Raw genomic sequence first — 22743 nt, 5'->3', positions numbered from 1 at the left:
CAGGGTCACGATATGACCTCGTCACTATATGACGTGGAGCGTGTGCGGTGGGGAACAAGCGGCGGCGCCTGCCCAGTCGTCCGGTCGGGGACTGGCGGGCAGGCGCCGTCTGGTGTTCCGTACGCCGTTGTACGGGACGTCTTTTAAGTTGGTGTCAGGCCGCTTCTGAGTTGGTGTCAGACCATCAGGGACCGGTCCGTCGGGCGGATCGGCGCCGGCAGGTCGCTCACCCCGGTCAGGAAGCGGTCGACCCCGCGGGCGGCGGAGCGGCCCTCGGCGATCGCCCACACGATGAGCGACTGGCCACGGCCCGCGTCACCGGCGACGAAGACACCCGGCACGTTGGTCTGGAAGTCGGCGTCGCGCGCGACGTTGCCGCGCTCGTCGAGCGCCAGGTCGAACTGCTCGACCAGGCCGTTCTCGCGGTCCGTCCCCGTGAAGCCCATCGCCAGCGTGACCAGCTGGGCGGGGATCCTGCGCTCGGTGCCCGGCTTCTGGGTCAGCTTGCCGTCGACGAACTCGACCTCGGTGAGGTGCAGCCACTGCACGTTGCCGTCCTCGTCGCCCTCGAAGTGGGTGGTGGAGACGGAGTAGACGCGCTCGCCGCCCTCCTCGTGCGCGCTCGTCACCTTGTAGAGCATCGGGAAGGTCGGCCACGGCTGGGCGACCGGGTTCCGGTCCTCCCCCGGCCTCGGCATGATCTCCAGCTGCGTCACCGAGGCCGCGCCCTGGCGGTGGGCGGTGCCCACGCAGTCGGCGCCGGTGTCGCCGCCGCCGATGACGACGACGTGCTTGCCCTCGGCCGAGATCGGGGGCGCCACATAGTCGCCCTCCTGCACCTTGTTCGCCAGGGGCAGGTACTCCATCGCCTGGTAGACGCCCTTCAGCTCCCGCCCGGGGACCGGGAGATCACGGGCGGTCGTGGCACCGGCGGCGATGACCACGGCGTCGTACCGCTTGCGCAGGTCCGTCGCCTTCAGGTCGCGGCCGATCTCGATGCCCGTGCGGAAGCGGGTGCCCTCCGCGCGCATCTGCTCGATACGGCGGTTGATGTGCCGCTTCTCCATCTTGAACTCGGGGATGCCGTACCGGAGGAGGCCGCCGATACGGTCCGCGCGCTCGTAGACGGCGACGGTGTGACCCGCCCGCGTCAGCTGCTGCGCGGCGGCCAGGCCCGCCGGGCCCGAGCCGATGACGGCGACCGTCTTGCCGGACAGCCGCTCCGGGATCTGCGGGGCGACGTCACCGGTCTCCCACGCCTTGTCGATGATGGAGACCTCGACGTTCTTGATGGTGACGGCGGGCTGGTTGATGCCGAGCACACACGCCGACTCGCACGGAGCGGGGCACAGACGGCCGGTGAACTCCGGGAAGTTGTTGGTGGCGTGCAGCCGCTCCGAGGCGGCGCCCCAGTCCTCGCGGTAGGCGTAGTCGTTCCACTCGGGGATCAGGTTCCCCAGCGGGCAGCCGTTGTGGCAGAACGGGATGCCGCAGTCCATGCAGCGGCCGGCCTGCTTGCTGATGATCGGCAGCAGGGAGCCGGGGACGTAGACCTCGTTCCAGTCCCTGACGCGCTCTGCGACCGGGCGGGACTCGGCGACCTCGCGGCCGTGGTTCAGGAAGCCCTTGGGATCAGCCATTGGTCGCCGCCTCCATCATCTTCTCGGTGATCTCGGTCTCGGAGAGACCGGCTCGCTCGGCGGCGTCCTTGGCGGCGAGCACTGCCTTGTACGTGCTGGGGATGATCTTGCTGAAGCGCTCCACGGACACGGACCACTCCGCGAGCAGCTTCTCGGCGACCGTCGAGCCGGTCTCCTCGGCGTGGCGGCGCACCACGTCGTGCAGCCACTGCTTGTCGGTGTCGTCCAGCGCCTCGACCGCGCTCACGTTGCCGACGTTGACGTTGTCGCGGTCCAGGTCGATGACGTACGCGATACCGCCGGACATACCGGCCGCGAAGTTCCGCCCCGTCTCGCCGAGCACGACCGCGTGACCGCCGGTCATGTACTCGCAGCCGTGGTCGCCCACGCCCTCGGACACCACCGTGGCGCCGGAGTTGCGGACACAGAACCGCTCCCCCGTACGGCCGCGCAGGAACAGCTCACCGCCGGTCGCGCCGTACGCGATGGTGTTGCCCGCGATCGTCGAGTACTCGGCGAGGTGATCGGCACCCCGGTCCGGGCGGACGACGACCCGGCCGCCGGAGAGGCCCTTGCCGACGTAGTCGTTGGCGTCGCCCTCCAGGCGCAGGGTGACACCGCGCGGCAGGAAGGCGCCGAAGGACTGGCCCGCCGAGCCGGTGAAGGTGATGTCGATGGTGTCGTCGGGCAGACCGGCGCCGCCGAACTTCTTCGTCACCTCGTGGCCGAGCATGGTGCCGACCGTGCGGTTGATGTTGCGGATCGCGACCTGGGCGCGCACCGGCTGGGCGTCCTCGGCGGAGGTCGCGGACAGCGCGTCGGCGGCGAGCTTGATCAGCTCGTTGTCGAGCGCCTTCTCCAGGCCGTGGTCCTGTGCGGTCAGCTGGTGGCGCACCGCGCCGTCGGGCAGCGCGGGCACGTGGAACAGCGGCTCCAGGTCCAGGCCCTGTGCCTTCCAGTGGTCGACCGCGCGGGTCACGTCGAGCGTCTCGGCGTGGCCGACGGCCTCCTCGATGGAGCGGAAGCCCAGCTCGGCGAGGAGCTCGCGGACCTCTTCGGCGATGAACTGGAAGAAGTTCACGACGTACTCGGCCTTGCCCGTGAAGCGGTCGCGCAGCGTCGGGTTCTGCGTGGCGATGCCGACCGGGCAGGTGTCCAGGTGGCAGACGCGCATCATGACGCAGCCGGAGACGACGAGCGGCGCGGTCGCGAAACCGAACTCCTCGGCGCCGAGCAGCGCGGCGATGACGACGTCGCGGCCGGTCTTCAGCTGGCCGTCGGTCTGGACGACGATGCGGTCGCGCAGGCCGTTGAGCAGCAGGGTCTGCTGGGTCTCGGCGAGGCCGAGCTCCCAGGGACCGCCGGCGTGCTTCAGCGAGGTGAGCGGGGAGGCGCCCGTACCACCGTCGTGGCCGGAGATCAGTACGACATCGGCGTGCGCCTTGGACACACCCGCCGCGACCGTGCCGACGCCGACCTCGGAGACCAGCTTGACGTGAATCCGCGCCTGCGGGTTCGCGTTCTTCAGGTCGTGGATCAGCTGGGCCAGGTCCTCGATGGAGTAGATGTCGTGGTGCGGCGGCGGCGAGATCAGGCCGACACCGGGGGTGCTGTGCCGGGTCTTGGCGACCCACGGGTACACCTTGTGACCGGGCAGCTGGCCGCCCTCGCCGGGCTTGGCGCCCTGGGCCATCTTGATCTGGATGTCGTCGGCGTTGACCAGGTACTCGCTGGTCACACCGAAGCGGCCGGAGGCGACCTGCTTGATCGACGAACGGCGGGCCGGGTCGTACAGGCGGTCCGGGTCCTCGCCGCCCTCACCGGTGTTGGACTTGCCGCCCAGCTGGTTCATGGCGATGGCGAGCGTCTCGTGGGCCTCGCGCGAGATGGAGCCGTACGACATGGCACCGGTCGAGAAGCGCTTGACGATCTCGGAGACCGGCTCGACCTCGTCGATGGAGATCGGCTGCCGGTCCGACTTGAAGCCGAACATGCCGCGCAGCGTCATCAGCCGCTCGGACTGCTCGTTCACGCGGTCCGTGTACTTCTTGAAGATGTCGTAGCGCTTGGTGCGGGTCGAGTGCTGGAGGCGGAAGACCGTCTCCGGGTCGAACAGGTGCGGCTCGCCCTCGCGGCGCCACTGGTACTCGCCGCCTATCTCCAGGGCACGGTGGGCGGGCGCGATGCCGCTCGCCGGGTACGCCTTGGCGTGGCGGGCGGCGACCTCCTTGGCGATGACGTCGATGCCGACGCCGCCGATCTTGGTGGCGGTGCCGTTGAAGTACTTCTCCACGAAGCCCTCGTCGAGACCGACGGCCTCGAAGACCTGGGCGCCGCGGTAGGAGGCGACGGTGGAGATGCCCATCTTGGACATGACCTTCAGGACGCCCTTGCCGAGGGCGTAGATCAGGTTGCGGATGGCCTTCTCGGACTCGATGTCCGACAGGAACGTCCCTGCGCGGACCAGGTCCTCGACGGACTCCATCGCCAGGTACGGGTTGACGGCCGCGGCGCCGTAGCCGATGAGCAGGGCGACGTGGTGGACCTCGCGGACGTCGCCGGCCTCGACCAGCAGGCCCACGTGGGTGCGCTGCTTGGTACGGATGAGGTGGTGGTGGACGGCCGCGGTGAGCAGCAGCGAGGGGATCGGCGCGTGCTCGGCGTCCGAGTGGCGGTCGGACAGGACGATCAGGCGGGCGCCGTTGTCGATGGCGGCGTCGGTCTCGGCGCAGATCTCCTCGATGCGCGCGGCGAGGGCGTCACCGCCGCCGGAGACCCGGTACAGGCCCGACAGGGTCGCGGCCTTCATGCCGGGCATGTCGCCGTCGGCGTTGATGTGGATGAGCTTGGCCAGCTCGTCGTTGTCGATCACCGGGAAGGGCAGCGCGACACTACGGCAGGACGCGGCCGTCGGCTCCAGCAGATTGCCCTCCGGGCCCAGCCAGGAGCGCAGGGAGGTGACCAGTTCCTCGCGGATGGCGTCCAGCGGCGGGTTGGTGACCTGGGCGAACAGCTGGGTGAAGTAGTCGAAGAGCAGGCGCGGGCGCTCGGACAGCGCGGCGATCGGCGAGTCCGTGCCCATCGAGCCGATCGGCTCGGCGGCGGCCTTGGCCATCGGGGCGAGGATGACGCGCAGCTCTTCCTCGGTGTAGCCGAAGGTCTGCTGGCGGCGGGTGACCGAGGCGTGGGTGTGCACGATGTGCTCGCGCTCGGGCAGGTCGGACAGCTCGATCTCGCCGGCCTCCAGCCACTCGGCGTACGGCTTCTCCGCCGCGAGCTGGGCCTTGATCTCGTCGTCCTCGATGATGCGGTGCTCGGCGGTGTCGACGAGGAACATGCGGCCGGGCTGCAGCCGGCCCTTGCGGACGACCTTGGCGGGGTCGATGTCGAGGACGCCGACCTCGGAGCCGAGGACGACGAGGCCGTCGTCGGTGACCCAGTAGCGGCCGGGGCGCAGGCCGTTGCGGTCGAGTACGGCGCCGACCTGGGAGCCGTCGGTGAAGGTGACGCAGGCCGGGCCGTCCCAGGGCTCCATCAGCTTGGAGTGGTACTGGTAGAAGGCGCGCCGGGCTGTGTCCTTGGAGTTCATGGATTCATGGTTCTCCCACGCCTCCGGGATCATCATCAGTACGGAGTGCGGCAGCGAACGGCCGCCCAGGTGCAGGAGTTCGAGCACCTCGTCGAAGGAGGCGGAGTCGGAGGCGTCCGGCGTGCACACCGGGAAGATCCGCTCCAGCTCCTTCTCCCCGAAGAGGTCGGAGACGAGCTGGGACTCGCGCGCGACCATCCAGTTGCGGTTGCCCTTGACCGTGTTGATCTCGCCGTTGTGCGCGACGAAGCGGTACGGGTGGGCGAGCGGCCAGCTCGGGAAGGTGTTCGTGGAGAAGCGGGAGTGGACGAGCGCGATCGCGGAGCCGAAGCGGCGGTCGGACAGGTCCGGGAAGAAGGGCTCCAGCTGGCCGGTGGTGAGCATCCCCTTGTAGACGATGGTCCGCGCGGACAGCGACGGGAAGTAGACGCCGGCCTCGCGCTCGGCGCGCTTGCGCAGCACGAAGACCTTGCGGTCGAGGTCGATGCCCCGGCCGGCGCCGTCGGTGACGAACAGCTGGCGGAAGACGGGCATCGTCGAGCGGGCGGTGGCGCCGAGCAGCTCGGGGGCGACCGGGACCTCGCGCCAGCCGAGCAGGGTCAGGCCCTCGTCGGCGGTGATGGCCTCGATGCGCGCGACGGCGTCGTCGGTGCCGTCCTGAGGCAGGAAGGCGATACCCACGGCGTACCCGCCCGCCTCCGGCAGCTCGAATCCGGCCACCTCGCGGAAGAACGCGTCCGGCACCTGGGAGAGAATGCCGGCGCCGTCGCCGGAGTCGGGCTCGGAGCCGGTGGCACCACGGTGCTCCAGGTTGCGCAGGACCGTGAGGGCCTGCTCGACCAGGGTGTGGGACGCCTCGCCGGTGAGGGTGGCGACGAAGCCGACGCCACAGGCGTCGTGCTCGTTGCGGGGGTCGTACATACCCTGCGCAGCAGGGCGAGCATCCATGAAGGACCAGTTCTGGCCATTCGCGGAATGCTGGGACGGCTGGCGCGGCGTACGCATCGGCTCTCCCGTCGTCGTCATGTGGCTTTGAAAGGTGCCTCCCAGGCTTAAGGCTCTGGGGGCGCAGGTGCCGAGGGACGACGCTGGCCCTCTGCGCGGAGCAAAATTTCGTGCAGGTTACATGATGGAGCGGTTCTCGGGAACCGGGATAGTTCGTTCCAACATGCGGACATCGCGGGTGCGTGGCGCGGGTACCGCGCACGGCGATGGAGTAAAGGGGAGCCAATCGGACAGATCAGTGCCCGTCGGCTCGTGGGCGCAGAGGGCGTCGTCGCCCACCACGGGGTACTGCATGAGGTGCGGAGCAGGCGTCATTGCCTGCGGCGCTTACGGCTCATGCCCAGCGGTTAAGCATTCGAAACCGCCTGGTAACGACTACTTATACGGTCCCACGCATACGTAGCCAGCCTCATCTATCATACGGCGGCACCGAACAGGCTGCCCAGGGCGTATGTCACACCCGCCGCGGCACCCCCGAGCGCGAGCTGCCGCAGCCCGCTGTACCACCAGGATCGCGCCGTCACCTTGGCCACGACCGCCCCGCACGCGAAGAGCCCGAGGAGGGCGACCAGCACGGCCGGCCACAGCGCGCTCGCGCCGAGCAGATACGGCAGTACGGGCAGCAGCGCGCCCATGGCGAAGGACCCGAAGGAGGAGACCGCGGCGACGGTGGGCGACGGCAGGCCCCCGGGGTCGATCCCCAGCTCCTCGCGCGCGTGGATCTCCAGGGCCTGCTCGGGGTCGTGCGAGAGCTGCTTGGCGACCTGCCGGGCGAGCTCCGGCTCGACTCCCCGGGACTCGTACAGCGCGGCGAGCTCCGCCTCCTCGTCCTTCGGGTGCTTTCTCAGCTCCCGCCGCTCGACGTCGAGTTCGGCCTCGACGAGCTCACGCTGCGAGGCGACGGAGGTGTACTCGCCGGCCGCCATGGAGAAGGCTCCGGCGGCGAGTCCCGCGAGCCCGGCGATGACGACGGCCCGCTGACCGGTGACGCCGCCCGCGACCCCGGTCATCAGGGCCAGGTTGGACACGAGCCCGTCCATCGCCCCGAAGACGGCGGGCCGCAGCCAGCCGCCGTTCACGTCGCGGTGGGTGTGGTTGTCACGGTGCGCCACGTGCAGGGTCGCTTCGTTCTCGATGACGGCCATGGACCGGTCCCCCCGAAAAGGTGTTCCTGAACTGCTTCTTGAGCTGCTTCCCGAGCTACTCCTACACCTCGAACGTACGCGCGGAAAATCACTCCTGCCAGCAAGGAAGGCCGTACTTACCTGCGGTTTCCCAGCATGCGAACTCCCCGTTTCAAAGCGGCAAGGACCTCTGGCCGCTCATTCGTACATGGGTCCGCGCAGATGTCGACCGGGTGATTGGCGGACGTTCCGGGAGCCGGTGAGGTGCGCGGTGTGGCAAAGATCCGAAGAGCAGATCAACTGCGCGCAGACGTGTGATGCGTAATGAGCAATGCGTGATGCGTGATGCGTGCGGACATGTGACATGGAGAGAGGCACCGTATGGCTTCGATCGCCTGCATTCCCTCGGCTCCGGCGCCGGGGGACGCCGCCGGTCTCCGTGACCGGGCGCGCGGGGCGCTGCTCGGACTCGCCGTCGGGGACGCGCTGGGCGCCCCCGCCGAGAACATGAAGCCGTCGGAGATCCGCGCACGCTGGGGCCGGATCACCGGGTACGTGGCCGAGCACCCCGCGGGCACGGACGACACCGAGTACGCGATCTTCTCGGGCCTGCTGCTGGCCCGCCACGGCTCGGCGCTCACGGTCGCGCACGTGGAGGCCGCCTGGCACGAGTGGATCGCCGACCGGGACGAGGGCCCCTTCCGCGGCGCGGGCTTCAGCGAACGCGGCACGCTGGAGAACCTGCGCCGGGGCCTCGCCGCCCCCATCTCCGCCCAGCACCGCCACGCCTGGAGCGACGGCCTTGCCATGCGCGCGGCCCCGTTCGGCGTCTTCGCCGCGGGCCGCCCCGCGGAGGCGGCCCGCCTGGTCGCCATCGACGGCTCCGTCAGCCACGACGGCGAGGGCATCTACGGCGGCCAGGCGGTGGCGGCGGGCGTGGCGGCGGCGATGGCGGGCGCTCCCACGATCGCCGTGGTGGCCTCGGCCCTGGCCGTGGTCCCCGACGACTCCTGGACGGCCCGCTCCCTGCGCCGCGCGGTGGCGGTCGCCCACCACGGCGAACGCGCGGTCCGCTCCGCGGTGGTGATCGGTGGCTACCCCTGGACCGACCTGGCCCCGGAAGCCGTCGCCCTCGCCTTCGGCGCCTACGCGGCAGCCGACGGCGACTTCACGGAGTCGGTCCTGACCGCGGTGAACATGGGCCGCGACGCCGACACCACCGCCGCGGTCGCGGGCGCCCTGGCCGGGGCCACGCGGGGTGCCTCCGCCATCCCGCCCACCTGGGCCTCCGCCATCGGCCCGGCACGGGGCAGCTGCCTGCCGTCCATGGAGGGCCACCACGTCCTCGACGTCGCCGAACTCCTGACCCCGGACGAGGCCGGGAAGTGGGCCACCGGGCCACTGCCCGGAGGCCAGCCCAGCCCGGATCCGAACGCGTACGTGCTGGCCACGGACAAGGAAGAGGTACGGCCGTGAAGGGGGCCCAGGAGGGAGACGCACCCGACGGCGGTCCGGCAGCGACCGGAGGCGACAACTCGGCCCACTCCGACAACACGGGCCCGACCAACGGTCCGGGCAGGACCAACACCACCGACGGCACCCCCAGCCCACGTCCGTCCGGCAAACCGGGGACCACCGCCAGATCCAGCAACCCGGGCCCGCCCGAGAGCACGAACGCCCCCAACAACACGGCCCCGCCTGCCAACTCACGCCCAACCAGCACTACACGTCCCCCCAACAGCACGGGCAAGCCCAGCCCGCCCCCGACCGGGACCGCGAGCAGCACCAGCAACACAGGTCCGTCCACCGACTCCGGCCCGACCCGTACCTCACGCCGCTCCAGGAGTACGGGCGGACGCAGCAGCCCACCCCGGACCGGGAGCCCGAGCAACCCCAACAGCGCAGCCCCACCCACCGGCTCACACCCGACCAGCAGCACGGGCAAGCCCAGCAACCCGCCCTCGGCCAGGGGCACGGCTCCGTCCGACACGGCCGGAACCGCGAACGGCTCCGGCAGCTCGAACCAACCGAGCGCCACGCACCAACCCGACACCACAGCCCTGCCCAGCGCCACAGGCCGGCCCATCAGCGCGGCCCGGCTCACCAGTGCTGCCCCGGCGGCGCTGTCCCAGGGCGCGTCGCACGCGGCTGCGCTCCCGGAGCCGGCGCCCGCCCCCTCCCCGGCCACGCCCGGCGGCTCCACCCCCGCACTCCGGGCCCTGCCCGCCGCCCCGGCCGACCGTCCTGTCACCGCCCCCGACACCGGACCGCACATCGCCACCACCACCGCCAGCACCAGCACCAGCACCAGCACCAGCACCCGACCACACACCGCCCCCGAGAGGACACACACCCACCCCGCCCCTCACCCCCGCCGTATCGAAGGCCTCCTCCTCGGCCTGGCCGCGGGCGACGCCGCCGGGTGGCCCGCCGCTCGGCACAGGGCGGCCCGGATGCCGGAGTGGACGCGGCGGCTGACCCGGGAGCTGGACACGTTCGCGGAGCACAACGCGACGACGACGCTGCCCGTGCCGATCGCTCTCAACCAGCCCCCCGAACCCCTGCGCCTCGGGCCCTCGGACGACGCGGAGTGGGCGGCGTTCGCGGCGGAGGCGGTGTTGCGGGCCGGGGACGGGAGTGCGCTCGGGGATCTGAGCAGGGCGCGGCGGATGCGGGCGGCGATCGACCTGTCCTGGAACGCCGTGGCCAGCGAGGTCGCGGCCGCGGCGGAGCGGGCGCCGGAGGTCGAGTCGGCGGTCCTGCCCCTGCGCGCCCGCATCTCCGTACGGGCCGGACTGGGCAACCTCGCCGCCGGCCTGCGCCCACCCGCGACCGGCCACGACAACCCGCACTACTTCGACGACGCGGCCTGCGTACGGGCCTGCGTGCTCGCCGTCGCCCACACCGGTGACCCCCGACTCGCCGCGGACCTCGCCGAGTTCGACGCCCGCTACACCCAGGACGGCGACGGTGTGCACGGCGCCCGTGCCATGGCCGCCGCCCTCGCGCTCGCCCTCGACGGCACGGACATCGACACCTGCGTGACGGCGGCGCTCGCCGAACTCCCGGCGGAGACGGAGATCGGCCGCAACGCCCGCCACGCGCTGCGCCTGGCGCAGGAACACAGGAACGACGGCACGTTCGCGCTCGTCCCCCTCCTGGAGCACCAGATCGTCGACCACGTCTACAGCTACGGCATCGCCGCCGCGGAAACCGTCCCGGTCGCCCTCGCCCTCGCCACCGCCGCCCGCGGCCGGATCGCCGAGGCCGTACCGGCGGCGGCCTGTCTCTCCCGGGTCGCCGACTCGGCCCCGGCCCTCGCCGGCGCCCTGACCGGCGCGCTCGGCGGCGGCGCCGCGGTCCCGGCCGCCTGGCGGGACGCCTGCCGCACCCTCTCCGGCTGCGTCCTCCCCCGCCTCACCGGCACCGATCTCGTACACCTCGCCGAACTTCTCGCAGCGACGGAACTCACCACCCCAGGAGGATGATTCGGGCATGACGCCCACTCTGGAAGCCACTCTCGACGAACGGATCACCGGCGCCCTGGTAGGGGCCGCCGTCGGCGACGCTCTCGGCGGCCCCGTCGAGGGCTACTCACCCGACCAGATCGCCGAACGCCACGGCGGCCGCGTCCACGGCATCGTCGGCCCCTGGAACGGCGACGCCTGGCGCACCGCCCGCCCCATCGCCCCGTACCACAAGGGCGACGGCCACGTCACCGACGACACCTTGATGACCCACGCGCTCGTCCGGGTCTACGCCACGGTCCGCGACCACCTCGACGCGTACGCGATCGCCGACCACCTGGTCCCCGACCTGATCACCAACCCCCGCTGGATCCCGGAACTGGAAGCGGAGGCGCTCCCCCTCCAACGTGTCTTCCTCGCCGAGAAGTGGCTGGTGGCCCGTCTCCACTACGGCCATGTCGACCCCCGCGAGGCCGGCGTCGGCAACATCGTCAACTGCGGCGCCGCGATGTACATGGCCCCCGTCGGCCTGGTCAACGCGGCCAACCCGGCGGGCGCGTACGCCGAGGCCCTCGACATCGCGGGCGCCCACCAGTCGTCGTACGGCAGGGAGGCCGCGGGTGTCCTCGCGGCGGCGGTGGCGGCGGCCTGCGCACCCGGGGCCACGGCGGACTCGGTGGTGTCGGCCTGCCTGTCCCTGGCGAAGGACGGCACCCGTACGGCCATCGAGTCGGTCTGTGAAGTGGCCTCGCGCCACACGGACTTCGAGTCGGCGCTGCGTCCATTGCGCGAGGCGGTCACCCCGTACGACACGGTGGGCCCCGACTACCGCTCCCCGTCCCTCGGCGCCCGCCGCCCCTCCCGCCTCCACGCGATCGAGGAACTCCCCGTCGCCCTGGGCATGCTGGTGGTGGCCCGCGGCGACTACCGGCACGCCGTCCTCGGCTCGGTCAACTACGGCCGCGACTGCGACTCCATCGCCACCATGGCCGGCGCCGTCGCGGGCGCCCTGGGCTCCGAGGTCCCGCCCGAGTGGGCCAAGACGGTGGCCGAGTCCAGCCGTCTGGACCTGCACGCCCCGGCCAGGGAGCTGGCCGGGGTGGCGCGCGAGATCTTCACCCGGGACACCGACCGCCGCCGGTCCCACGAAGCGGCCTTCACCACCCTGGCGGCCGCCCGATGACCCTGCGCCTCACCTGGGTCCAGCCCGAAGACCTCCTGGGCCACGAACTCCACCAGGCCCGCCAGGACGGCCGCGAACCCAAGGCCATCGCCGCCCGCTGGAGGGCGGCGGGCGGCGGGGAGGCCCCCCTCCGCGCGGGCGCCTCCCCGCAACCGGCCACCCGCTACCTGCGGCTGCTGGCCGAGGACCTGCTGGACGAACTGGCGGAACTGCCGAGCGCCTTGGCGGACGCGGAGCCGACGGACCTGAACAAGATCCGCGCCCTGTGCCCGAACTGGCCGAGCGGAGGAACCGACACGGCCGCGACCACGGGCGGTTGGCGCGCCGCAGCCGACGGCGCCGTTCTCGCCGCTCCCACCCACCTCCCCCGTCTGGAGGCCGCCTGGCTGGGCCGGGCCGTGGGCTGCCTCCTCGGCAAACCCGTGGAAAAGCTCCCCCTCACCGCCATCCGTCACCTCGCCCGAGCCACCGGCAACTGGCCCCTGAACACCTGGTTCACCGCCAGAGGCGTACCGCCCGAACTGCTCGCGGCCCACCCCTGGAACCGCCGCTCGGCGACAACCTCCCTCGCCGAGAACATCGACGGCATGCCCGAGGACGACGACCTCAACTACCCCCTCCTCAACCTCCTCCTGCTCAGCCGCCACGGCCCGGACTTCACCACCACCGACGTGGCCCGGCTCTGGCTCGACGAACTTCCCGCGGGCCGCACCTTCACCGCGGAACGCATCGCCTACCGCAACCTCCTCACGGGCATCGACCCCCCGTGCACGGCCCACCACCGCAACCCGTTCCGCGAATGGATCGGCGCCCTGATCCGCGCCGACGTCCACGGCTGGACCCACCCCGGCAACCCGGCCGCCGCCGCGGAACAGGCCCACCGCGACGCCACCCTCACCCACACGGCCAACGGCGTCTACGCGGCCATGTTCACCGCGGCCACCATCGCCGAGGCAGCCACCGGCACCCACGACGTACACCACTGCCTCCGCACCGGCCTCACGGTCGTCCCGCCCGACTCACGCCTGGCCCGGGCGATCCACCACGCCCTCCGACTGGCCGAGGACCACACCGACTTCGACACGATCGCCGACGAACTCCACGCCACGCACGCCGGTTACCACTGGGTGCACGCCATCCCCAACACCGCCCTCCTCGTCGCCGCCCTCACCCACGCGAACGGCGACTTCACGGCCTCCATCTGCCGCACCGTGTCCGGCGGCTGGGACACGGACTCTAACGGTGCGACGGCGGGCAGTATCGCGGGCCTCCTCGCGGGCCGCCCGGAAGCGGTCCCCGCCCGCTGGACGGCTCCGCTCAAGAACCGCCTGGCCACCTCCATCGCCGACTTCAACGGCACCGGCTTCGACACCCTGGCCCAACTCACCCTCCAAGAGACCCACTTCACCCACCGCCCATGACCCCATCCGTGACCCCGCCCATGACCCCAGAGCGAGCCAAGTGAACAGCGCACCGCCGACCACCCCCCTCCCCCCTCTCACCGGCCTCCGCGTCCTCGACCTGTCCACCCTCTTCGCCGGCCCCCTCGCCGCCACGATGCTCGGCGACTTCGGCGCGGAGGTCATCAAGGTCGAGCACCCCACCAGACCGGACCCGTCCCGCGGCCACGGCCCGTCCAAGGACGGCGTGGGCCTGTGGTGGAAACTCCTCGGCCGCAACAAACGCACGATGACCCTGGACCTGTCGAAGCCGGGCGGCCGCACCACACTCCTGAGGCTCGCCGGGACGACCGACGTGATCATCGAGAACTTCCGCCCCGGCACCCTGGAGAAGTGGGACCTGGGCTGGAAGGAACTGTCGGCGGCCAACCCCCGCCTGGTCCTGGCCCGCGTCACCGGCTTCGGCCAGTTCGGCCCGTACGCCCGCCGCCCCGGCTTCGGCACCCTCGCGGAGGCGATGAGCGGCTTCGCGGCCATCACCGGCGAACCGGACGGCCCGCCGACGCTCCCGCCCTTCGGCCTCGCCGACTCGATCGCGGGCCTGGCCACGGCGTACGCGGTGATGACGGCCCTCACCGCCCGCGACCGCACGGGCGAGGGCCAGGTCGTCGACATGGCGATCATCGAGCCGATCCTCACGGTCCTCGGCCCGCAGCCCCTCTGGTACGACCAGTTGGGCCATGTCCAGCCCCGCACCGGCAACCGCTCCACGAACAACGCGCCCCGCAACACCTACCGCACGGCCGACGGCACCTGGGTCGCGGTCTCCACGTCGGCCCAGTCGATCGCCGAGCGCGTGATGCGGCTGGTGGGGCGCCCCGAGCTGATCTCCGAACCCTGGTTCGCGACGGGCGCCGACCGCGCCCGCCACGCGGACGTCCTCGACAAGGCGGTGGGCGACTGGATCGCCCACCACACCCGCGCCGAGGTCATCGACGCCTTCGAGCAGGCGGAGGCGGCGGTGGCCCCGATCCAGGACGTACGGGACGTGATGCGGGACCCGCAGTACGCGGCCCTCGACACCGTCACCACCGTCGACGACCCCGAACTGGGCCCCCTGCGCATGCAGAACATCCTCTTCCGCCTCTCCGCCACCCCCGGCGCCATCCGCTGGGCGGGCCGCCCGCACGGCGCGGACACGGACGCGGTGCTGACCGAACTCGGCCTGGCGGAGACCGACATTGCCGCCCTGCGCACGGAGGGCGCCCTATGAGTACCTCGACCTTCCCCCTCACCTGGCTGTACGTCCCCGGAGACCGCCCGGAGGTCGTGGCCAAGGCGCTGACGTCGGGCGCGGACGTGGTGATCGTCGACCTGGAGGACGCCGTCGCCCCCGGCCGCAAGGAGTACGCGCGCGCGGCGACCGCCGAACTCCTCCGCGAACCGCCGCCCACCCCGGTCCACGTCCGCGTCAACGCCCTCGACACCCCCCGGGCGGCAGCCGACCTCGCCGTCCTCGCCCCGCTCCCGGGCCTCTCGGGCCTCCGCCTCCCCAAGGTGACGAGCCCCGCCGACGTCATCCGCGTCGCGGAACGGTCCGCCCCCGCCATCGCCCTGTACGCGCTCCTGGAGTCGGCCCTCGGCGTGGAACAGGCCTACGCGATCGCCTCTTCCCACCCCGCCCTGCACGGCATCGCCCTGGGCGAGGCGGACCTACGGGCCGACCTGGGCGTACGCGACGACGCGGCCCTCGACTGGTCCCGCTCCCGGGTGGTCCTGGCCGCCCGCGCCGCGGCCCTCGCGCCGCCCGCCCAGTCGATCCACCCGGACACCAGGGACCTGGACGGCCTCGCGGAGTCCTGCGCCCACGGCCGCGCCCTGGGTTTCCTGGGCCGCGCGGCGATCCACCCCCGCCAGCTCCCGGTCATCGAGCGGGCATATACCCCCACCCCGGAGGAGATCGAGTCGGCCGAGCAGATCATCAAGGCGGCCACCGCCGACCCCAGCGCCCACGCCCTCCACGACGGCCGCTTCATCGACACGGCGATCGTCGCGAGCGCCCACCGCACCCTCGCCCTGGCCCACCGCCGCGCATGACGAAGGGGGCGCCGTATCACGCGACACGGCGCCCCCTTCGACGTAACGACCTGGGGTGCAAGCCAGACCTCAGCCCTTCTTGGCCGACTCGGCCGAGCCCTCCTCGGCTACGGATTCCGCGGACGTGCCATCGGACACGGCAGCCTTGGCGGACTCGTCGTCTCCCTCGGCGTCCGCCTTCTTCTCCAGCTCCACCGAGCCGCCGTCATCCTTGCCGGAGGCGGAGGCACCCTCACCGGACTCACCGGGCTCACCGGATTCGCCCTCGGAGGAGGCCTCCTCGACAGCCGCCGGCTCCACCACCTCCTCGCGTCCCGGACGCTTGCGCGCCGACACCACGATGTAGATCACCGCGAGGAGGAAGACGAAGATCGCGGTCCAGTTGTTGAGGCGCAGGCCGAGGATGTGGTGGGCGTCGTCGACGCGCAGATACTCGACCCAGAAGCGGCCGGCGCAGTACGAGGCGACGTACAGCGCGAACGCCCGGCCGTGGCCCAGCCTGAAGCGGCGGTCGGCCCAGATGACCAGCACGGCGACGCCGATGGACCACAGGGACTCGTAGAGGAAGGTCGGGTGGTAGGTGCCCGGGACCCGGCCGTCCGTCGAGGACGTGATCTCGACGGCCCAGGGCAGGTCGGTGGGGCGCCCGTACAGTTCCTGGTTGAACCAGTTGCCCCAGCGCCCGATGGCCTGCGCGAGCGCGATGCCGGGGGCGACGGCGTCGGCGTACGCGGGAAGCGGGATACCCCGGCGGCGGCAGCCGATCCAGGCACCCACCGCACCGAGCGCGATCGCGCCCCAGATGCCGAGGCCGCCCTCCCACACCTTGAACGCGTCGACCCAGTCACGGCCCTCGCTGAAGTACAGCTCGTAGTCCGTGATCACATGGTAGAGCCGTCCGCCGATCAGGCCGAACGGGACGGCCCAGACCGCGATGTCGGCCACCGTGCCGGACCGCCCGCCGCGGGCGATCCAGCGTTTGTTGCCGAGCCAGACGGCCACGAAGACGCCGATGATGATGCAGAACGCATAGCCGCGCAGCGGAACGGGGCCGAGATACAGCACCCCGCTCGACGGGCTCGGAATGAAGGCAAGGTCAAGGTCCATGGCAGGGTCGACGCTACCCTGCCGGGCACGCACCACGGCAACCCACCCGGCTACGGGTCCATAACGCCACGGCGAGCGGGCCTCAGTCCTTGTTCTGCGCCTCCACCATCTGCTTGAGCTTCGCGGGGGTCATCGACTGATCCGCGTAGATGTTCGAGCCGCCGAGGAGGACCGTCGGGGTGCCCGTGAAGCCGCCCTTCTGGAAGGCCTCGTTCGACTTCACGACCCAGCTGTTGTGCGTGCCGTCCTCGACGCACTGGCCGAAGGCGTCGGTGTCCAGCCCGTCGACCTTGCCCGCCAGTTCGATGAGCTTGCTGTCCTTGGAGAAGGCGTCGTCGGTTTCGGCGGGCTGGTTCTCGAACAGGACGTCGTGGTACGCGGTGAACTTGCCCGCGTCCTGCGCGCAGGCGGCGGCGTTGGCGGCCTTGCGGGAACCGCTGCCGCCCATGTTCCCGTCGATCAGCGTCACGAGGCGGTACTCGACCTGGAGCCGGCCGGACTCCGTCAGCTCGTGGATCGTCGAGCGGTACCCGTCCTCGAAGGACTTGCAGGCCGGGCAGCGGAAGTCCTCCCAGACCGTGAGGGTCGACTTGGCGTCCTGCTCACCGACGGGGATGGCGAGACCGCCCTGGCCCTTCGCCCCGGAGGGCGCCACGGCCGGGCCCGACGCGTCGCCGCCGTCGTCCTTGCCCGCGTTCGCGGCGATGACGCCGACCACCGCGGCGAGGCCCAGTACGCAGAGCACCGAGGCGCCGACGATCAGGGCGCGTCTGCGCTTCTCCGCTGCCCTCTGCTTCTCTCGCTCGGCCGCCAGCCGCTCACGGGCGGTGCGCTTTCCGTCACGGTTCTTCTCACTCACATCCCGCAGAACGAACCGGGGAGGCGCAGCGCGCCTCCCCGGCCCCAGTTCCACTCGTTCGAGTGAGCGGATTGTCCGTTACATACGATATGCACGGGGCGGTCACGTACGTACGAGTGTGTACGGGACGGTCACGCCCCGCCGCGCACGCCCTTCGCCAGCTCGCCCGCCAGCGCCCGTACGGCGTCCAGCCCGGCCGCCTCGTCGTCCGCGTCGAGCATCCGCTTCACGAAGGCCGACCCGACGATCACGCCGTCGGCGAAGCCGGCGACCTCGGCGGCCTGTCGGGCGTTGGAGACCCCGAGGCCCACGCAGACGGGCAGGTCGGTGGTGGCCTGGGTGCGCCGGACCAGGTCCTGGGCCTGCGCGCCCACCGATTCACGTGTGCCGGTGACACCCATCAGCGAGGCCGCGTAGACGAAGCCGGAGCCCGCCGCGGTGATCTCGGCGAGCCGGGCGTCCTTGCTGCTGGGCGCGACCACGAAGACCGTGGCGAGCCCGTGCTTCTCGGCGTGCTCCCGCCACAGCGCCGACTCCTGCACGGGCAGGTCGGGCAGGATGCAGCCCGCCCCGCCCGCTTCCGCCAGCTCGGCGGTGAAGCGCTCGACGCCGTACCGGTCGATGGGATTCCAGTACGTCATCACGAGCACGGGCTTCCCCGTGGCCTGGAACGCCTCGCGGACCGTGCGCATCACATCCGCGACCCTGACCCCGCCCCGCAGGGCGATGTCGTCGGCGGTCTGGATGACGGGGCCGTCGAGGACCGGGTCGCTGTGCGGCAGACCGACCTCGACGACATCGGCACCGCCGTCGAAGGCAGCCTTGATCGCCGCGATACCGCCGTCGACGGTCGGGAACCCGGCCGGGAGGTATGCGATGAGGGCGGACCGCCCCTCGGCCTTCGCCGCCGCCAGGGTGCCACTCAACAGCTGAATGTTGCCGCTCACTTGGCGTCCCCCTCGATCTCGGCGTTGCCGCTGTCGGCGTCCGCGGCGACGGCCGCGTCCGTGTCGTACAGGCCGAAGTAGCGAGCGGCCGTGTCCATGTCCTTGTCGCCGCGCCCGGACAGGTTGACCACGATCAGCCCGTCCTTGCCCAGCTCCTTGCCCACCTCCAGGGCCCCGGCGAGCGCGTGAGCGCTCTCGATGGCCGGGATGATGCCCTCCGTCCGCGACAGCAGGCGCAGCGCCCGCATGGCCGCGTCGTCGGTGACGGCCCGGTACTCGCCGCGACCGCTGTCCTTGAGGTACGAGTGCTCCGGTCCGATGCCCGGGTAGTCGAGCCCGGCCGAGATCGAGTAAGGCTCGGTGATCTGGCCCTCCTCGTCCTGGAGGACGTACGACCGCGACCCGTGCAGGATGCCCGGCTCACCGGCGGTGAGGGTGGCCGCGTGCTCGCCGGTCTCGACACCGTGCCCGGCGGGCTCGCAGCCGATGAGGCGTACGTCGGTGTCCGGGATGAAGGCGTGGAAGAGGCCGATGGCGTTGGAGCCGCCGCCGACGCAGGCGATGGCGGCGTCGGGCAGGCGCCCGGCGCGCTCCAGCAGCTGGCGGCGGGCCTCGACGCCGATGACGCGGTGGAAGTCGCGCACCATGACAGGGAAGGGGTGCGGCCCGGCCACGGTGCCGAACAGGTAGTGGGTGTGGTCGACGTTGGCGACCCAGTCGCGGAAGGCCTCGTTGATGGCGTCCTTCAGCGTGCGGCTGCCGGACTTCACGGCGACGACCTCGGCGCCGAGCATGCGCATCCGGGCGACGTTGAGGGCCTGCCTCCGGGTGTCGATCTCGCCCATGTAGATCGTGCATTCGAGCCCGAAGAGCGCGCAGGCGGTGGCCGTCGCGACGCCGTGCTGACCGGCGCCGGTCTCGGCGATGACGCGGGTCTTGCCCATGCGCTTGGTGAGCAGGGCCTGCCCCAGCACGTTGTTGATCTTGTGGGAGCCGGTGTGGTTGAGGTCTTCCCGCTTCAGGAACACCCGGGCGCCACCGGCGTGTTCGGCGAAGCGCGGCACCTCGGTGAGCGCGCTGGGCCGGCCGGTGTAGTTGACGAGCAGATCGTCGAGTTCACGGGCGAACTCGGGGTCCGTCTTCGCCTTGTCGTACTCCACGGCGACCTCGTCCACGGCGGCGACCAGGGCCTCCGGGATGAACTTGCCGCCGAACGCGCCGAAGTACCCCTCGGCGCTGGGGACCTGACCCTCCGGGTCGGGAATGAAGAACTCGCTGGACATGCGGATACCTCACAGGGGCATGACCGCCCCGGGGTTGATCGGACTGGGGATCACGTCGGCTGCGTGCGCGACTGTCCGCTCCGTTGTCCGCCGCGACGGCGAGCAACCGCCACGACGTACTCCGGCGGTGCCGAACCGGCCGGATCCACTCTCACGAACCGGCGGCGGCATTCCACCCGGCGTTCACAACGGAACGCGGCTCAGCGCGCGGAGCGCCATCGCATCCCGTTGACTTGCCCCGGCTCGTCACCGATGACGTACCGCACCCGTCGCCCGTGCACCCGCCGCGCGGGCGCCCGGCAGCCACGCGGCCGGCATCCGCGGGCGAGGCGGGCGTAGGGGTCCCTGGTCGCCACGGTGATCGAAAACATCGCGGGCAACTCTACCGGCATACCGCCATGCGCGTGACCGTCCGGCCCCGTGCACCCCGAGCCGCCGGCCGGGCGCGGGCCCGGACGGACGGTGGGCGTGGGGACGGCCGGAATCATCTCGGGGTCAGCCCCGCCCGTGCCGCAGCGCCGGGTGCGCGCCCGCCGCCACCAGGTCGGAGACCGCGGCCTTCGGGTCGCGGCCGGTCACCAGGGACTCGCCGACCAGCACCGCGTCGGCGCCCGCGTTGGCGTACGCGATGAGGTCGTGCGGGCCGCGGACGCCGGACTCGGCGACCTTGATGATGCCCGCGGGGACCTCCGGCGCGACGCGCTCGAAGGTGGAGCGGTCGACCTCCAGGGTCTTGAGGTTGCGCGCGTTGATGCCGATGACCTTCGCGCCGGCGTCGACCGCCCGCTCGACCTCGTCCTCGTCGTGGACCTCGACGAGCGGGGTGAGGCCGATGGACTCGGCGCGCTCGACGAGGGACTCCAGGGCGGGCTGGTCGAGGGCCGCGACGATCAGCAGGACCAGGTCGGCGCCGTACGCTCTCGCCTCCCACAGCTGGTACGAGGTGACGATGAAGTCCTTGCGCAGGACCGGGATGTCCACGCGCGCGCGGACGGCCTCCAGGTCGGCCAGCGAGCCGCCGAAGCGGCGCTGTTCGGTGAGGACGGAGATGACGGCGGCGCCGCCCGCCTCGTAGTCCGCCGCCAGGCCGGCCGGGTCCGCGATCGCGGCCAGCGCGCCCTTGGACGGGCTGGAACGCTTGACCTCACAGATCACCTTGACACCTTCGCCGCGCAGGGCGGCCAGACCGTCCTTGGCCGCGGGAGCCTTCGCCGCGCGCTCCTTGAGCTCGTCGAGGCTGACGCGCGCCTGCCGCTCCGCGAGGTCGGCACGGACTCCGTCGATGATCTCGTCGAGCACACTCACGCGAGCGGCCCCCTTCCGGACGGTTGACAGTCGAGGTGACTGTCGAAGCGATAAAGCGAATCAAGCTGTTCAAGCGGTGTCTCGATGGTATCCGGAGGAGGGCGTAGCCCTCGCATCCGGTTGACGCCGGTCCCATTACCTGGACATTCGTCACATGATCAAGGATGCAGCCAGCCACCGAACGGCAAGTTCCGGACAACCGTGAAGACCAGGACCGACGTGCCTAGGAACCACAGATGCACGGACCCCAGCTCGATCCGCGTCGGCCGTCCGCGCGCCGCACGGACCACCCAGACGGACCACAGCACCGCGAAACCCAGAAAGCCCAGCACGGCGATCCCGTTCGCCGTGAGCGCCGCCCCGAGGTCCCCGTGCGCGAAGGCGTGCGCGCTGCGCAGTCCGCCGCAGCCGGGGCAGTACAGGCCCGTGTAGCGCAGCAGCGGGCAGGCGGGGTAGTGCCCCGGCTCGTTGGGGTCCACGGCCGCGACGTACGCGAAGGCCCCGACGACTGCCGCCAGCACCCCGCCGGGGACAGCCAGCCGACTCAGCGTCGAACCGGCGTTCAGCAGACTCATCCTCTGACTCTCGGCGTCCACTCCACGCATTCTGCCCCCTACAGGCCGTACGCGCGCGTGGAGGGCGGTCCTTCGGTGACCGCCACCGGAAGACCGCCCCTCCACGAAGTCCGTGCGGGAGGCCTACGAGACTCAGCCCTCGGCGCCGGCGGTGGTGCGCTCGGCAGGCGCGGAGGCCGCGGTCTGCGGGCCCTGGGAGGCCGCCTTCGGCCGGCCCATGCCCATCGCGCGCATGATGACGCCGACGACACCGCCGAGAACGGTGATCACCATGCCGGCCCAGAAGCCCAGCGGCTCGGCCATCACCATGAAGGCACCCGCGACGCAGAAACCGATGAAGGTGATGGTGACACCGGTCCAGGCGGCCGGGGTGTGGCCGTGGTTGCTGCCCGCCATGACTTGCTCCTTGTGTGCTGTGAGTCGCTGTGCCGCGTGCTGCGTGTGGTGAGCCGGACGCTCATCATCCATTGTCCCGTACGCGTGCGTGTGCCGTGAGCGGGGGTCTACGCCGGGTCCGGTCCCGTGGGGTCCTCGCCTCGGTCGAGGGCCTTCCACAGGTCCTCGGGCCGGTCGGGGTCCACGGGCTTCGCCCTGCGCGGCCGGGGGGTGCCGTCGCGCTCGTACCGGCCGGACATCGCGGGCCACAGCCGCCCGTAGCGCAGCGCGAGCAGCCCGGCCAGCAGGATGAGCGCGCCGCCCGCGGCCGCGACGTACGGCCAGGCGGTGTGGCTCAGCGCGTCGACGGTGGCGGAGGTGTCGCCGGAGGCCTGCGCGGCCTTCTCGTCGAGCGCGGAGCTGTCGGAGGCGCCCAGCAGGGCCGCGGCGATCGTGCCCGCGCCGGAGAGGGAGAGCAGCGCCGCGACGAGGAGGCGCCCGGCCCGGCGTACGGCGAAGACGGCGACGAGCGCGGCGAGGCCCACTATGGCGAGGGCCGCGGGCACGCCCGTGACGTCGCTGCCCTGCGCGGTCAACGGGAAGTCGCCGCCCGCCACCGTGGCCGTCGCCTCCGACCAGCGCTGCCGGGAGGACAGCAGCGCCACGGCCGCGCCCAGCGCACCGGACAGCAGGGCGAGGCCGAGGCTGCGTCGGCTGGTGCGGGCGGACACGGGTTCGCCGGCGGGGTGAGGTAGTGCGGTCACGTACTCCACTATCGCCTGCGCGC

Annotated in this window: 17 protein-coding genes and 1 pseudogene; 6 read left to right on the top strand and 12 right to left on the bottom strand. The window is 71.8% G+C overall.

Annotated elements, in window-relative coordinates:
- Positions 1–176: 176 nt before the first annotated feature.
- The 3 genes from ACWD3C_RS04080 to ACWD3C_RS04070 form a co-directional block, all read right to left on the bottom strand.
- A complete protein-coding gene (locus ACWD3C_RS04080) occupies positions 177–1640 on the bottom strand; it encodes a glutamate synthase subunit beta (RefSeq protein ID WP_451139821.1) in 1464 nt (487 codons plus the stop codon).
- Positions 1633–6234 carry a glutamate synthase large subunit gene (gene gltB / locus ACWD3C_RS04075; protein WP_451140027.1) on the bottom strand — a complete coding sequence of 1534 codons (4602 nt, stop codon included), beginning with the start codon at positions 6232–6234 and terminating at the stop codon, positions 1633–1635. The genes ACWD3C_RS04080 and gltB overlap by 8 nt, the downstream gene beginning before the upstream one ends.
- Positions 6235–6650: 416 nt before the next feature.
- Entirely contained in the window at positions 6651–7379 is a 729-nt protein-coding gene (locus tag ACWD3C_RS04070) for a VIT1/CCC1 transporter family protein (RefSeq protein WP_451139819.1), read from the bottom strand.
- A gap of 360 nt (positions 7380–7739) precedes the next feature.
- Here ACWD3C_RS04070 and ACWD3C_RS04065 point away from each other — a divergent pair, with 360 nt between their 5' ends.
- From ACWD3C_RS04065 to ACWD3C_RS04040, 6 genes are all read left to right on the top strand, one after another.
- Positions 7740–8834: an ADP-ribosylglycohydrolase family protein gene (locus tag ACWD3C_RS04065; RefSeq protein WP_451139817.1), complete on the top strand. Its 1095-nt coding sequence runs from the start codon at positions 7740–7742 to the stop codon at positions 8832–8834.
- A gap of 902 nt (positions 8835–9736) precedes the next feature.
- Entirely contained in the window at positions 9737–10846 is a 1110-nt protein-coding gene (locus ACWD3C_RS04060) for an ADP-ribosylglycohydrolase family protein (protein ID WP_451140025.1), read from the top strand.
- A 7-nt stretch (positions 10847–10853) separates the two neighbouring features.
- Positions 10854–12008: an ADP-ribosylglycohydrolase family protein gene (locus tag ACWD3C_RS04055; protein ID WP_451139815.1), complete on the top strand. Its 1155-nt coding sequence runs from the start codon at positions 10854–10856 to the stop codon at positions 12006–12008.
- Positions 12005–13429 carry an ADP-ribosylglycohydrolase family protein gene (locus ACWD3C_RS04050; RefSeq protein ID WP_451139813.1) on the top strand — a complete coding sequence of 475 codons (1425 nt, stop codon included), beginning with the start codon at positions 12005–12007 and terminating at the stop codon, positions 13427–13429. Before ACWD3C_RS04055 ends, ACWD3C_RS04050 begins: the two co-directional genes overlap by 4 nt.
- Before the next feature lie 40 nt (positions 13430–13469).
- Entirely contained in the window at positions 13470–14681 is a 1212-nt protein-coding gene (locus tag ACWD3C_RS04045; protein ID WP_451139811.1) for a CaiB/BaiF CoA transferase family protein, read from the top strand.
- Positions 14678–15505, top strand: coding sequence for an HpcH/HpaI aldolase/citrate lyase family protein (locus ACWD3C_RS04040; RefSeq protein WP_451139809.1), 828 nt, complete (start codon positions 14678–14680; stop codon positions 15503–15505). Before ACWD3C_RS04045 ends, ACWD3C_RS04040 begins: the two co-directional genes overlap by 4 nt.
- 281 nt (positions 15506–15786) lie before the next feature.
- On the opposite strand, the pseudogene lgt reads toward ACWD3C_RS04040, so the two are convergent.
- The 9 genes and pseudogenes from lgt to ACWD3C_RS03995 form a co-directional block, all read right to left on the bottom strand.
- Positions 15787–16612 (bottom strand): annotated as a pseudogene (lgt, locus tag ACWD3C_RS04035) (prolipoprotein diacylglyceryl transferase); the annotation flags it as partial.
- Positions 16613–16694: 82 nt separating this feature from the next.
- Complete coding sequence (locus tag ACWD3C_RS04030) at positions 16695–17471, bottom strand: DsbA family protein (RefSeq protein ID WP_451139807.1); 777 nt, start codon at positions 17469–17471, stop codon at positions 16695–16697.
- Between the two features lie 131 nt (positions 17472–17602).
- Positions 17603–18418, bottom strand: a complete 816-nt coding sequence (gene trpA, locus ACWD3C_RS04025; RefSeq protein WP_451139805.1) for a tryptophan synthase subunit alpha — start codon at positions 18416–18418, stop codon at positions 17603–17605.
- The gene (gene trpB, locus ACWD3C_RS04020; RefSeq protein WP_451139803.1) at positions 18415–19701 is read right to left on the bottom strand and encodes a tryptophan synthase subunit beta; all 1287 of its coding nucleotides are present in this window, start codon (positions 19699–19701) and stop codon (positions 18415–18417) included. The genes trpA and trpB overlap by 4 nt, the downstream gene beginning before the upstream one ends.
- A 200-nt stretch (positions 19702–19901) precedes the next feature.
- Entirely contained in the window at positions 19902–20072 is a 171-nt protein-coding gene (gene trpM, locus ACWD3C_RS04015; protein WP_451139801.1) for a tryptophan biosynthesis modulator TrpM, read from the bottom strand.
- Positions 20073–20196: 124 nt separating this feature from the next.
- Positions 20197–21006, bottom strand: a complete 810-nt coding sequence (gene trpC, locus ACWD3C_RS04010; protein WP_451139799.1) for an indole-3-glycerol phosphate synthase TrpC — start codon at positions 21004–21006, stop codon at positions 20197–20199.
- 158 nt (positions 21007–21164) lie between these two features.
- Positions 21165–21611 carry a DUF2752 domain-containing protein gene (locus ACWD3C_RS04005; protein ID WP_451139797.1) on the bottom strand — a complete coding sequence of 149 codons (447 nt, stop codon included), beginning with the start codon at positions 21609–21611 and terminating at the stop codon, positions 21165–21167.
- Positions 21612–21713: 102 nt separating this feature from the next.
- Positions 21714–21977, bottom strand: a complete 264-nt coding sequence (locus ACWD3C_RS04000) for an HGxxPAAW family protein (protein ID WP_451139795.1) — start codon at positions 21975–21977, stop codon at positions 21714–21716.
- A 107-nt stretch (positions 21978–22084) separates the two neighbouring features.
- Positions 22085–22729 carry a TIGR02234 family membrane protein gene (locus ACWD3C_RS03995; RefSeq protein ID WP_451139793.1) on the bottom strand — a complete coding sequence of 215 codons (645 nt, stop codon included), beginning with the start codon at positions 22727–22729 and terminating at the stop codon, positions 22085–22087.
- Between the last annotated feature and the right edge of the window lie 14 nt (positions 22730–22743).

This window comes from Streptomyces sp. NPDC002845 (genome assembly GCF_053591955.1).
This window is presented reverse-complemented; position numbering and strand designations above follow the sequence as displayed.

Coding starts and splice junctions, on each gene's coding strand:
- trpB (WP_451139803.1), bottom strand. CDS start 19,701: ATGTCCAGCGAGTTCTTCATTCCCGACCCGGAGGGTCAGGTCCCCAGC.
- ACWD3C_RS04000 (WP_451139795.1), bottom strand. CDS start 21,977: ATGGCGGGCAGCAACCACGGCCACACCCCGGCCGCCTGGACCGGTGTC.
- trpM (WP_451139801.1), bottom strand. CDS start 20,072: ATGTTTTCGATCACCGTGGCGACCAGGGACCCCTACGCCCGCCTCGCC.
- ACWD3C_RS04040 (WP_451139809.1), top strand. CDS start 14,678: ATGAGTACCTCGACCTTCCCCCTCACCTGGCTGTACGTCCCCGGAGAC.
- ACWD3C_RS04080 (WP_451139821.1), bottom strand. CDS start 1,640: ATGGCTGATCCCAAGGGCTTCCTGAACCACGGCCGCGAGGTCGCCGAG.
- ACWD3C_RS04065 (WP_451139817.1), top strand. CDS start 7,740: ATGGCTTCGATCGCCTGCATTCCCTCGGCTCCGGCGCCGGGGGACGCC.
- ACWD3C_RS04005 (WP_451139797.1), bottom strand. CDS start 21,611: ATGCGTGGAGTGGACGCCGAGAGTCAGAGGATGAGTCTGCTGAACGCC.
- ACWD3C_RS04050 (WP_451139813.1), top strand. CDS start 12,005: ATGACCCTGCGCCTCACCTGGGTCCAGCCCGAAGACCTCCTGGGCCAC.
- gltB (WP_451140027.1), bottom strand. CDS start 6,234: ATGCGTACGCCGCGCCAGCCGTCCCAGCATTCCGCGAATGGCCAGAAC.
- ACWD3C_RS04070 (WP_451139819.1), bottom strand. CDS start 7,379: ATGGCCGTCATCGAGAACGAAGCGACCCTGCACGTGGCGCACCGTGAC.
- ACWD3C_RS04055 (WP_451139815.1), top strand. CDS start 10,854: ATGACGCCCACTCTGGAAGCCACTCTCGACGAACGGATCACCGGCGCC.